Source organism: Vibrio sp. Y51_MX_L26, assembly GCF_024181935.1.
GTDB classification, from domain to species: Bacteria; Pseudomonadota; Gammaproteobacteria; order Enterobacterales; family Vibrionaceae; genus Vibrio; species Vibrio diabolicus.
This window is the reverse complement of record NZ_JAMZAS010000001.1, coordinates 747,730-760,210: the sequence shown is the minus strand read 5'-3', so window position 1 is coordinate 760,210 and position 12,481 is coordinate 747,730. Positions and strand designations below refer to the sequence as shown.

The window sequence follows — 12,481 nt, the reverse complement described above, 5'->3', positions numbered from 1 at the left end:
TTTTTCATGACACGTTAATTAAGAGCTTATTAAAGCAGCTTAAGCCATAAAGCCAAGGTTTGAATTAGCGAAGTTGCGGATATTCGGGAACACGTATTCCAATGCCGCGTTATCACTCACGCCCATCCATTGCGCGAGGGTTGAGCCCACTTGATCAGCTGCAATTTGGGGTATGAGTCGACCTTGAGAATAGTCATCGTTTCCGCCCAATACTAGTTCAGGCCATGTGCCGATAGCTCGCTGACCATTCACTGCGCCTCCAATCAATAGTTGATGACCACCCCAACCGTGATCGGTGCCGTTACCGTTGCTTGTCATCCGTCGACCAAAGTCAGACATTGTAAAAGAGGTGACTTGCTTGTTTAGCCCCAACCCTTCAATCGCACGATACATTGCTAAGAGGTTAGTCGCTAGATCTTCGAGCAGTACGGGGTGTCGAACTAATTGAGAATCGTGTAGGTCGTAGCCAGGGTGTTTAACGAAGAAGACTTGTCGTTGCTGCTTTAACACATCTTGGCTTGCGATCAATTTGTAGACGGTTTGCATCTGCTTGCCGAGTGTTGATGAGGTGAACAGCGGCGCGTCATCAATATTATTGAGTTGCTCGCTTAGCACGCGGCTCATCATCATCGATTCATCAACCATCAAATTAAAGTGACCACTAAACGGATTCTCTGTTTGATGAGAAAGCAGTTGATCATAGATCCCCTTGTATAGGGGGTTATCAATCGCGGTAAGCTGAACCGCACGGTCTTTTTTCAGCACGGTTTGGCGGTGTTCCATCGCGCGTAACCAAAGCGAGTTCCCGTGCACACTGTATAGTGGGGTTATTTCTGATTCAGAAGTTAATACGTCCAACATTCTTCCTGCCCAACCCAAGTTGCTAGATTCTTGCATACCACCAAGTAACCAAGCTTCAGTTTGTGAATTGTGGGAAAATAGTTGCTCGGGAAGTGACGCTTCACCTAGCTCAATCGCTTGTTTTGTAACGGGATGGTTGAGAATGCCGCTATTGAGCACGATATTGGCATCGCCTTGTTCGAAAATTGAAGACAGCGCCTTTAGTTTGGGGTGTAAGCCAAGTTCTACCAGATTATCCGAGCTATCGGCGGTACGCAAATTGATAGGGAGTATGTCGTCTTTAGCGACAGAAAGAGCCCCTCTGACTTTGGCATATTGGTTATAGTGCGCGTCAGACAACGGCAGTACAGTGTTGAACGCATCGTTTCCACCTGCTAAATAAACACATATCAATGCTCGAAAGTCATTGGATGGCGCCGCGAGAGAATAACCCGGTAGACCAAGCGAAGCTAAAGCGCCCATCGATGCAGTGCTTTTTATAAAATGTCGTCGTGAAATATCCATAATCCACTCCTAATCCTGAATATAGAATTCATCGCCGGAAATGGCGGTAAAAATCACCAAGGCGAGCTTTGTTGTTGGCACATAGTCCTCACGATATTCATCTAATACGGTGAGCATGAGTTTTTTTAATTCCGCCGAGGCCGTTCCAGCAAAGAAGCGTGCGTTAACCAGCTCGACTAAGGCATCGTGATCATCCAAAAGAAGATAAAACTCGCCGAGATCGAGAGTGTAGGAATCACCGCCGCCTCTGCGAGTGCTGGTCAACATATAGTTGACCAAATCGGTATAAACAGACCAGTTCAGTAGCTCATACTCAGGAGAGCTAATACCAGACTCCGTAAACTCGTTAGATGGTTGGTAGTCAGGAGAGTAAAAATTAAATACGGAAGGAGAACGAAGAGGTCCTTGATTGGCGATATTCATCATCGTAGTAGCGTCTTCGTAACGTGTAGATTTGATTGTAAAACCCGCTGCTCGATGAAAATTAGTTAGGACCAGTATTGGCTCTTTCACTTTTATTGGCGGGGTATCTGTCATGCCTAGAGCCTCAGAATCGAGCAAGATGGCATGAATGACCGCGTTTAAATCTCCTTTTTCTCCTTCGCCATTGTTATTGAATACCGAAGCAACACGTGCGATGTACTCCGGACTTGGATTCGAAGTTACAAAACGTTGGATAAGTAGCTTAGAAACAAACGGCGCCATGTTTGGATGAGACATCAAAATATCGATCACTTTTGAAAGCTCTTCTTGCGCAGTTAAACCCGCAGGAATTGTGTTACCAAGCAATCGTTTCTCGCCACCATCGTGTCGGTGGCTGATGACTCGCATCGGTTCAACAAACGCTAAATCGGCATTTTTCCACCCAGTTAATGCTCGAGCGAGCTCTTGAATATCCGTTTGCGTATATGTGGGGATAGGCTTACCCGTTTTACGATCAAGCTTTTTACTGCCATCGATATTCAGTTCATACAAGCCTAGGGTGAACAACTGCATCAACTCTCGAGCGAAGTTCTCATCAGGTAATGCACCCGTCGTGTTGTTCTCTTTTGCGCTACCGAGCATGGACAAATAGCTGCCCATAACAGGATGAATGGAAACGTCATATAATAAATCTCGGTAGTTGCCAAAAGCGTTAGCAATCAATACATCATAGTAGTCGACTAGACCAGTGGGCTTACTGGAAAGAACACCGCCATAGCGAGAGACCACTAAGATCTGGCTTAATGCATACGCCATGCGCTGTCTGAGTTGATCATCAGCGGTAATAACAATTTGATACCAAGCGTTTTCGCGATTGGATTGTGCGCCTTTGGAAAAAGGTGTCCGATAGAGCGGTTGATGATAGGTGGCAGGAAGGTAGATTTGTTGAGATATCCAACTTTCCATCCCGACTTCTTCTACCTCATCAATTAATGTTGGTGTTGGCCCAAAAGTGCTCTGATAGAGGAAACGCGCAACGGTTTGATCGGAGGGCGTTAGTTCCATTTCTGCTGGTACTGAAGGGACGTAACTTAGTAATAAGATAATCAACCCTAGAACCCAACAAGAGATTTCATTCTGTTTCTGACGTCTCATAGTTAACTCGCTTACCCGAGGGAACGACTTAAATCCATTTAACGGGAGTGATTAAGCTCATTTGAGCTAAATAATAAATTTAGAAAAATCAAGCAGCTGCAGGAACGAGTATAGTCTCTATAAGTGACTAACAAAAAACTCAATCTATGAATTTGGTACTTTAGTGCTAGATGTTTTTGATATTTATTTAGGTAACGTACTGATATTTAATATTGCGTGAGAATAGGGTAGGGTCAAACAGTGATATAGCGAGGAATGTGTGGTGATACTGCAATAATGCGGTCAACGTGAGAGTGGTGTAATCATTAAGTCTACAATACAACTTAAACTAATTTATGAGCTAATAAATAAAGTTGCTTTATTGGCACAAGAGAAAACCGCATGGGTGTTCTCTTGTACAAAGTAAAAGGATTATTTTCTAGCAAGTTTATGGTGAGCTCGGGAGAAGTGATCGGCACAAAATGCGCCGACAATTGAGAGTTCACCGGCCAGACAAAGCGCAGCTGCGACTTCGGCTAAGGCTTTCGCACTGCCGTTGCCGTGCAAACCCAAAATATCCAAACATGCTTTTTGCGTTGGAAGGCCTGTGCCCCCGCCAACCGTTCCCACCATGATGTTTGGCAAGGTCACGCACGCGTACAAGCTGCCTTGAGCGTCGACATCCATACGAGTGATACCAATAGCAGACTCTGCAACGCAAGCGGCATCTTGACCACAAGCAATGTACAGCGCGGCAAGAGCATTCGCGTAATGCGCGTTGACGCCAATCGTCCCACTGAGTAAACCACCCACCGTGGTCATTTTGCCAAATTGAACCATAGACTCTGGCGTGGTATGCAGATATTTCTCCACCAACTCAGCAGGAATGGTCACTTCGGCGGATACTTTCTTACCGCGTACCGAGCGCAGCGTGTGCGCGTTTGGTTTTTTGTCGCCTGATAAGTTGCCATCCAAGAATGCTTGAGTTGGTTTGATTGGGCTGGTCGCCAAAATATGATGGAACACTTCGTTTGTTGCGATGGTCACCATGTTTTGTCCGGAAGCGTCACCTGTCACGTATTCAAAGACCAAATAAACGTGGTTTCCTTCGATGTTTACATTGATGTCTTTGAGTTTGCCATGTGAGGTGGTGGATTCCGCTATTTGACGAAATGCGTCAAACTGGGTCACAACCCAACTGACGAACTGGCCAGCGTCGGCAAGATTATTAAAGGCGAACACTGGCGTTCGGCTCACCCCTTCACTCAGCAACAATGCGCTCGCGCCACCAGCGGCGGTAATAAGATTTGCGCCACGGTTGTAGGAAGCGACTAACGCGGCTTCTGTCGTTGCGAGCGGAACCAAAAAGTCATCGTTCGCATACAAACCATTGACGCGCAAAGGGCCTGCGATGCCGACCGGCACATTGACAGTACCAATGAAGTGCTCGATGTTGTTGGAGTAAGCGTCGCAATGTGACTGCGTGAAAGGATCAAGAAGATGATCTTTATTGGTCACGTGTTCCAATACTTGCCACCGGCGCGCCAAATGCTTATCCGATAGACCAGGGCTTAAGCAGAGACGTTTCTCTGGCTTGTGAAACTTCGGTTCTAATGCCGATTGAATCTTACTGCTGGTTTCGATATCGGAAAGGGCGGAGCTTTGAACAGGGTTATCTTGGTTTAACTTCGGCATACAAACGTTAACTGAAAAATCGAACCAGAGATTGTAGTGATTGAGGCTTTGATTACAACGTTGATTATACGTTTTGCAACAAATACCACTTTGCAAGCGCCTTTGTTATCCAAGTGATTTGATATTGGAGCGGCGAATTTACCGGAAATAAATGAGTTTTGACAATGAGTACCTTAAAACCGGACAGGCTCAATCTATGAAAGGAATAAATTGTCTAACCCAGTCCCTTGGATCAGACGTTAGTTTGAATCAGTTGTTCAAAAACTAGTTGAAGGCGCGAGCCACACGTCCCGCACTTTGAATGCGATAATGGCCAACGTAAGCAGGAACAAATACAGATTGTCCTTTCGCGGCGGTTAACGTCTCACCGTTATCACTGATGAGTGTCAGTTCGGCATCAATCGCCATCAAAATCTCTGCGCTGTTTGCCTCAAGCACGTCGTGATTCGGTTGGTTAAGAATGCTGAAACTAAAGTCTGCGACTGGAACGGGGTAAAGGCTCTGGCAACCATTGGCATTGGGTTCTAAAACAAGGCTGTCAAAAGGCTTAGGCACAAAATCTGTGCATTTAACCAGTTCTTCAACATCCATATGTTTCGGCGTGAGTCCTGCACGCAAAACGTTATCTGAGTTCGCCATGATCTCTAATCCCGTCCCTTTAATGTAAGCGTGTGGCGTTTTTGCGCTCAGGAACATCGCTTCGCCAGGCTGCAGCGTGATGACATTCAACAGTAATGGCGCAAACAAGCCGACATCGCCGGGATATTGAGTGGATAGGTCCAAGATGAGCTGGAAAACATTGCTGTCAGTGCCTTGTTCCGATTGACGTGAAGCGTGGGCAAGAAGCTGTTTCAGTGCTCGCTCTTTTGTTTCTCCTTCCATGGTCAGAATGTGCACAAAGAAATCTCGTAAACCTTGTGAGTTGATTTCGCGTTTGAATGTGTCAAGAGGCGCGCGTAGCTCATCGATATCGCAAAGGCTAAATGCCTCAATAATCTCGTCATACGAACGAAAACCGTTCATGGCTTGGTAACTTGTCAGCGCGTACACCAACTCAGGTTTGTGGTTTGGATCCTTGTAGTTACGATGGCTCGCGTTTAGTGGGATCCCAGCACTTTGCTCTTTTTCGAAACCTATTTCGGCATCTTGTTTGCTTGGGTGAACTTGAATCGACAGTGCGTGTTCGGCCGCTAAGATCTTAAACAGAAAGGGCAGGTCGCCAAATTTCGCTGCGGTTTCTGCTGATAAGTAAGCGGGTTGGTTTTGTTTGATCAGTTCAGACAAAGGCAGCGTGTTTTGCTCAACCTGAACTTCAGAGCAGCCGTTTGGGTGAGTACCCATCCATACTTCTGCTTGAGGTTCATTTGTTTCGTTAGAAAAGCCAAACAAATCGTGAATAGAAGAGGTGCTTCCCCAAGCGTAGTTTTGGATTTTGTTGTTCATTTGAAAGAAGCTAAGTGATGAAATAGTGTTCAAATTCATGAATTTTTCCCATAGTTAACCCTCCGAACTGAATCGGAGGAAAAATTGAGCAGAGATACGTTAAATAAGGAGGGCGAGCGCGGTTAGGTCACTCGCCAATTTGCCCGAAGGGCGATAAGCCGATTTACAACCGAGGTTTTGGTTCGAGTGGTTTTCGTGATGGTTGCGCTTGCAAAAATGGCAGTAACAAAAGGCCAATAACGGCTGCACAAACTGAAATGGTGATGAAGAAACCCGTCCAATGATATTCTTCAAGAATTAACGCCAATGGATAACCAGACAATGCTGCGCCCATGTAGGCGAACAAGCCCACAAATCCTGTTGCCGCGCCGGCAGAATCTTTGTGAGAGCACTCAGCCGCTGCCATACCGATCAGCATTTGTGGCCCAAAGACAAAGAAGCCGATGGAGAACAATCCCGCCGCTTGGAATGCAAAGTTGGTCAGAGGCATCAGCCAAAGCGCGGAGACAGATAAGAAAATCCCAATCGCGAACAGCAAGTTCATTGGCCCACGGTTACCGCCGAAGAGTTTGTCTGAGCCCCAACCCGCAACCAATGAACCAACAAAACCGCCGATTTCAAACATAGAAAGGGCAGCGTTGGCGTTAATCAGGCTATAGTGATGCTGCTCGGTTAAGTACAGGTTTCCCCAGTCATTGATTGCGGTTCGGACGATATAAACCAACACATAACTGAACGCGAGCAGCCAGATGTATTTGTTGTTAAATACGTACGATTTCAGAATTTCGCGGTAGGTGAGGCCACGTCCGTAATTTTCTTGCGCAAGTTCTAGCGCGTCGTTGCGCCATTGTCCGACACTTGGTAAGCCCATTGTTGTGGGTTTGTCGCGCAATCGCCAACAAACGAATAGACCGAGTAATACACCGATGATGCCGGGTAGAATAAAGCCTTCACGCCAGCTGTAGTGCAACGTTAAATAGCCCACCCAAATAGGGATCAGCGCGCCACCAACGTTGTGTGCGGTGTTCCAAATCGCCCATAAGAAGCCACGCTCGGAGCGTGAATACCAAGTGGTTAACAGCTTGGAGCATGAAGGCCAGCCCCAGCCTTGGAACCAGGCGTTTAAGATCCACAGAGTAATGAAAGCCGCGAGTGAGCTAGAAAAACCGAACGCGATATTGACCAGACCTGTCGCAATTAAGCCTAGCCCCATGAAATAACGAGGGTTAGAGCGATCCGAAATCGTGCCAGAAATAAACTTCGAGCAGCCGTAGGTAATGTAGAAAAGCGTGCCTATAAGACCCAAATCGCCTTTATCTAAGCCAAGATCGGTAATCATCGCTGGTGCGGCGTAGTTAAAGGTCTTACGGGTAAAGTAAAAACCTGCGTAGCCGATGTACATCCCCAACATAATGTGCAAACGCCAATGGTGGTAACGCTGGTCGATTTGCTCGTTGCTCAGACTCGGTTGAGTAAATTTAGGTGAACGTAAAAATCCAAACATCTTGAGTTACACCTTAGGTAAAGTAATGCTGATTTGTGTGCCGATCACTTGATCGCTGGTGGAGTAGATAACCATTTTTCCACCTAACGCGTGCACACGCTCTTGCATGCCGCGAACGCCCATGCCTTTCATGCTGTCCTGAACTTTGAAGCCGACACCATCATCGTGAATCATCAGTGACACCGCAGCTTCTCCAATTGTCAGTTCAATATTGATCAACTGCGCTTCTGCGTACTTGGCTGCGTTATTCAATGACTCTTGGCATAAACGGAATAGGGTGACTTTGAGTGTGTCACTCAGGCTGGTGTAATCGCCCTGCCAGTTCAGTTGAACGTTGGTTCCGTGATTGGCGAACTCCATCTCTCGCGTTAGTTGCTCGACGGATTCTTTTAAGTCCAAATCATCCAGCATTTTTGGTCTTAGCTTGCTTAACAGTCGCTTAGTGGTGTCGTACACGTTGAGGGAAAGCCCTTCGATCATGTCGGCGCAACCCACGCTTGTTTCTGCGTTATTTACCCGCTTAATGATGTTGGCTTGTGTGCGGATTGCCGTGATGTTCTGTCCAATTTCGTCATGTAGCTCGCGCGCAATATCGCGTCTTACAGACTCTTCAGCTTTGATAAGCTGGCGAGACAAATTCTGATTGCGTGCAAGTTCGCCGCGCAGTTTGTGATTGAGGTCTTTTTGTTTCTGAACCCCTAAGCCGAGCATAATGCCAGTGATGGTTTGCGCTGAGAGAGATAATAACAAATCGGTTATTTCTAGATTCGATACGCCGCTACGAGCCGCAATCAGCGCAATGCTGTTGAGCATGGTGGCGAGCAGGGCACCTTGCCAGCCGTAACGCAGAGCAAGCACGATGATTGGAATCGCCATACAAAATGGCGCAAATCGTTTTAGCTCTTCAGGCAAACTGGTTTGCACCAAAATACTGCCGATCAAAAGCAGCGCATAAAGCACGATATGACGCACCTGAAATACAACGGTATTACTAAGTAGGAGAGAGCTAAGCGGAGACCAACGACTTTGGAACAAATAACTCCATAACAAGTAGCACATAGGCACCACGAGCAAGCCTCCAGAAATGCTAGCCAGCCATACCATGTAAACCGAAGGAACGTGAAAACCAACGGCCATCACATTAATAAACGCGCTAATGATAATGACTGCGCTCATCACGGCTAAATGGCGGTTTTGGTCTCCGTAGTAGTATTTTTTCGCAATCAGAGTGACCGGGATACTGGCAATGCTCGCAATCAGCACGGTAAGCCACTGCGGTTGACCCAGTAACATCGCAAGTGCGATGGAAAGCCCCCACTCTGAAAGATAAATCGTTGGCCAATAAGCGGTGCGAGTGTGTAGGGCGACACCTAATCGTAAAGCGAAAGGAAACAATAAGATCGCCAGCTCGGGATCATTGACAAAGTAATAGGCAATCACCCACAAGCAAAACCAAGCGCAAGCCATAACAAATAGTCCGCAAATGGTAGTAACAGCGTAAGCTCGCATTAAAAGGACTCTTGAGAAAATAGTTTGGCGAGCTCAACGTTGTTTTTCACGCCGAGTTTGTCGATGGCATTCGCACGATGCACATGCACGGTCTTGTGGCTCAAGCCAAGCTCTGCCGCGACAGACTTTACATCCAACCCGGTCGCAAGTAGCTGACATACCTCGTTTTCACGTTTTGTCAGTTGGCATAGAGAGGTGGTGTTGTCGCTAGGCGTTGCAAGTTTAAGTGCAATATCTGATGTGAGGTAACAGCCACCAGAAGCACTGGTTCTCACGGCTTGAATAAGTTCGTCTGGGCTACAGCGTTTACTAAGATAGCCTTTTGCACCTAGCTTTAGTGATTTTTCCACCATCGCAGGGGAGTCATGCACGCTAAGCATCACGCAGGCAATGCCAGTTGGTATTTCGCTAAGAAAGTTTAAGCCGCTTTCATCTGGCATGGAAATATCTAGGATGACGACGTGTGGGTGTACCGCAGGCAACCCTGTGCGTGCTTCTGCGACAGAGCCGAATTCACCAACAACGGTAATATCACTTTCTAAATTTAATAATTGTGCGAAACCCGAACGCACGATGACGTGATCATCAACTAGAGCAACATGAATCATTATTACAACCAAATAGAGCAGACGACTAACAACAATAAGCTCCAACAGGAGCCAATAGAAAAATCTTTAATGATACTGAATTGAACCATGCTTTTTAATGATCTTGCGCGCTTTACCGAAGTAAAGCGCGCAGAGAAGTTAGGCTTGGTTTTGTGCAAGTTGAAGCTTCTTCGCGTGTCGAATCTTCTTCTCTTCCGCGATAGCGACGAAAGCAAGCAAAACAATACAAATCATGGCGGAGGTATCTAGGGCTGCGAAGGTACCTTTCCAACCTGTTAAGCCGAAGATAGGTGTACCGTCGGCAATCATACCCAAGCCTAGTTTTGCAAAGCTATCGCCGATTAGGTAAGCGAATGTACCTTTTACGCCGTCAGCCACACTGATTGCTTTTTTAGGGACAAAACCAACCGCGGCAACACCGATAAGAAGTTGCGGACCAAACACCAAGAAGCCCAATACAAATAGAGAGGCCAAGTACATGAACTCGCTAGTGGCGTGCTGGTAGAACTCAAGCGATACGATGATCAAGCCAAGAGATACACAAGCAACCAATGCGCGGCGACCGTTTGCTAGGTCAGAGAGGTAACCCCACATCAACGTACCCACAAGTGCACCGACTTCGAACAGAGTAAAGCCAGAGATTGCCGTTTCTTTTGACAGACCAAGCTCTTGGTACGCGTATACCGTTGACCATTGGTCGATACCGATACGAACGATGTAAAGGAAGATGTTAGCAAAGCAAAGTAGCCAGATAACTTTGTTTTTAAGAACGTATTCAACAAAGATTTCTTTTTTGGTCATCTGGTTTTCTTCAGCGGCGGTGTCTTCTTCACTCACTGCTTCATCGAAAAGTTCTTCTACTTTACCTAGACCGTAAGCTTCTGGAGAGTCGCTACCAAAGCGCATACCGATAAAGCCAACGATGATCGCGATGATAGAAGGGAAAACGAACATGCCGATTACGTGGCCGTCGAATAGGTAGTTAGCACCGAAAAGAGCAACACCCGCTGCGCCCGCACCACCAACGTTGTGTGACATGTTCCACAAACCTAGGTAAGAGCCGCGTTTGTTACGAGGTGTCCATTTTGTAATGGTTGAGTAACTAGAAGGGCCACCAGTACTTTGGAAGAAACCACTTAGAGCGTAGAAAGCCACCATCAAGAACAGGCTTGCACTACCGCCGCCCATGCTGAAGCTGAAACCAAGCATTGCAAGACCAGAAAGGATCAGCATAAAAGGGAGGAATTGCTTGGTGTTCTTACCGTCAGCGTAGTAAGACACAACGGTTTTACCGATGCCGTATGTGATGGAGAAGCCAAGGCCAATAAGACCTAGGTCTGTCATGCTCAAACCGTAAGTTGAGATCATGTCGTTTTGCGCGACATTGAAGTTCTTACGAATCAAGTACATGGTTAGGTAGCCGATGAATACGACCAAGTAAGATTGGATGAACGGTTTAAACCACATCTTTCTTCTAACTTCGACAGGAAGATCGAGGGTCGGCTTCCGCACCTGTTCGAGGAATTTTAACATGATGAACTCTCTTGTAATTGTTTTAGAAACACAACGGAGACCGTTATGCGCTCTTGTTACCTTTGACTGAGCGGAATTCTAGAGAGTGGTTTTGTGAGGCACATGAGATGGTTGCCTAGATCGGCTAGGAAAAATTCCTAGAAATGCCTAGGAAGGCGGAAAAGCGTGAAAAGAGTCACACAAAATCCTTACTAATATATGGGTTTTTGACAGGGTTCTTATCGGATTGGAAAGCGTTCAAATGCAAGCGGGTTAATATGCGTAAGCTTAGTGCAGACAAGGGGTGAGCACGTTTGGTTGGAGAGAGTAGTGTCTTGTCGCTAAGTATCAATTGGGAACGAGAAGCAAACAACAGAGACCCAGAGGTCTCTGTTAGAAATATTAGGAATTCGGCTAAGTTGACGTGTTAAGGCGCAGGGCTGTATAGACGCGGCGAGCCGTGTTTTGGTAAGTGAATTAGGTTCAAATGGTTTCTTCTTGCCCATTCGACGGTTAACGCTGTAGGTGCAGATAAGCAAACCAGAGTGGGGATGCGCGCGCGAACGGCTTTGTGGATCAACTCCAAGCTGCAACGGCTTGTCATGATTGCGAAGCCACTTTGAGGCTCGATGTGATTGTTGGCCAATGCGCCAATCAACTTATCTAGCGCGTTGTGGCGGCCGATGTCCTCTCGGCACAACTTGATGTTGCCTTGTAAATCCGCAAATAAGGCGGCGTGTAACGCGCCAGATTCACGTGCGGCTTCTTGATGCAGTGCGACTTTGTCTCGCAGCCCTTCGAATACATCGGAGCGCGGAGGAAGAGACGGTGTTAGCGGTGCTAAATCAGGCAAAGCTTGTTCCAGAGCCTCGACACCACAAATGCCGCATCCGGTTGTGCCGGCAAGATTTCGGCGCTGTGTTTTTAACGCCCAGAAAGCTCGGTTGCTGATTTCCACTTCCGCATAGTGAGATTCGTGATCGCCACCAATTTCAATGTCTTTGATCTCTTTGAAGTCGTGGACGATGCCTGTGCTTAGGCTAAATCCTTTCACGAAGTCTTCCAGATGGCCTGGCGTCACCATCATGACCGCTTGGCTAATGCCGTTATAGCTGATAGCTAAGGCGGATTCACTCGCCAGCGACATTTGTTGCACTGGGCGGCCATCAATCAATTCTCGGTAATTGAACGCACTTGGTTGAGGTGGTGCTTGATTGAAATCGGACAGTTCAAAATAAGATTGAGTAGTACATCTCATGAAATCACCTCATAAGCCGTTATGTATGCC

9 protein-coding genes are annotated in these 12,481 nt (G+C 46.8%); all 9 read right to left on the bottom strand.

Translation table 11 applies throughout. The features are described from left to right. Nucleotides 1-39 precede the first annotated feature (39 nt). Nucleotides 40-1,365, bottom strand: coding sequence for a DUF1501 domain-containing protein (locus NL645_RS03200; RefSeq protein ID WP_253651180.1), 1,326 nt, complete (start codon nucleotides 1,363-1,365; stop codon nucleotides 40-42). A gap of 9 nt (nucleotides 1,366-1,374) precedes the next feature. After that, nucleotides 1,375-2,943: a DUF1800 family protein gene (locus NL645_RS03195; protein WP_253651179.1), complete on the bottom strand. Its 1,569-nt coding sequence runs from the start codon at nucleotides 2,941-2,943 to the stop codon at nucleotides 1,375-1,377. A 411-nt stretch (nucleotides 2,944-3,354) separates the two neighbouring features. Then, entirely contained in the window at nucleotides 3,355-4,617 is a 1,263-nt protein-coding gene (locus NL645_RS03190) for a hydroxymethylglutaryl-CoA reductase (protein ID WP_253651178.1), read from the bottom strand. Nucleotides 4,618-4,881: 264 nt separating this feature from the next. Next, on the bottom strand, nucleotides 4,882-6,099 hold the full coding sequence (gene manA, locus NL645_RS03185; RefSeq protein WP_253651177.1) for a mannose-6-phosphate isomerase, class I: 1,218 nt from the start codon (nucleotides 6,097-6,099) through the stop codon (nucleotides 4,882-4,884). A gap of 124 nt (nucleotides 6,100-6,223) precedes the next feature. Further along, nucleotides 6,224-7,564, bottom strand: a complete 1,341-nt coding sequence (locus tag NL645_RS03180; RefSeq protein ID WP_053307712.1) for an MFS transporter — start codon at nucleotides 7,562-7,564, stop codon at nucleotides 6,224-6,226. Between the two features lie 6 nt (nucleotides 7,565-7,570). Next, nucleotides 7,571-9,073, bottom strand: coding sequence for a signal transduction histidine-protein kinase/phosphatase UhpB (gene uhpB / locus NL645_RS03175; protein ID WP_170891738.1), 1,503 nt, complete (start codon nucleotides 9,071-9,073; stop codon nucleotides 7,571-7,573). Further along, on the bottom strand, nucleotides 9,073-9,681 hold the full coding sequence (uhpA, locus tag NL645_RS03170) for a transcriptional regulator UhpA (protein ID WP_046875403.1): 609 nt from the start codon (nucleotides 9,679-9,681) through the stop codon (nucleotides 9,073-9,075). The genes uhpB and uhpA overlap by 1 nt, the downstream gene beginning before the upstream one ends. Before the next feature lie 138 nt (nucleotides 9,682-9,819). Next, entirely contained in the window at nucleotides 9,820-11,214 is a 1,395-nt protein-coding gene (uhpT, locus tag NL645_RS03165) for a hexose-6-phosphate:phosphate antiporter (protein ID WP_021707729.1), read from the bottom strand. A 406-nt stretch (nucleotides 11,215-11,620) separates the two neighbouring features. Next, complete coding sequence (gene fdhD, locus NL645_RS03160; protein ID WP_017447522.1) at nucleotides 11,621-12,451, bottom strand: formate dehydrogenase accessory sulfurtransferase FdhD; 831 nt, start codon at nucleotides 12,449-12,451, stop codon at nucleotides 11,621-11,623. Between the last annotated feature and the right edge of the window lie 30 nt (nucleotides 12,452-12,481).

Coding starts and splice junctions, on each gene's coding strand:
- NL645_RS03200 (WP_253651180.1), bottom strand. CDS start 1,365: ATGGATATTTCACGACGACATTTTATAAAAAGCACTGCATCGATGGGC.
- NL645_RS03195 (WP_253651179.1), bottom strand. CDS start 2,943: ATGAGACGTCAGAAACAGAATGAAATCTCTTGTTGGGTTCTAGGGTTG.
- NL645_RS03190 (WP_253651178.1), bottom strand. CDS start 4,617: ATGCCGAAGTTAAACCAAGATAACCCTGTTCAAAGCTCCGCCCTTTCC.
- manA (WP_253651177.1), bottom strand. CDS start 6,099: ATGAATTTGAACACTATTTCATCACTTAGCTTCTTTCAAATGAACAAC.
- NL645_RS03180 (WP_053307712.1), bottom strand. CDS start 7,564: ATGTTTGGATTTTTACGTTCACCTAAATTTACTCAACCGAGTCTGAGC.
- uhpB (WP_170891738.1), bottom strand. CDS start 9,073: ATGCGAGCTTACGCTGTTACTACCATTTGCGGACTATTTGTTATGGCT.
- uhpA (WP_046875403.1), bottom strand. CDS start 9,681: ATGATTCATGTTGCTCTAGTTGATGATCACGTCATCGTGCGTTCGGGT.
- uhpT (WP_021707729.1), bottom strand. CDS start 11,214: ATGTTAAAATTCCTCGAACAGGTGCGGAAGCCGACCCTCGATCTTCCT.
- fdhD (WP_017447522.1), bottom strand. CDS start 12,451: ATGAGATGTACTACTCAATCTTATTTTGAACTGTCCGATTTCAATCAA.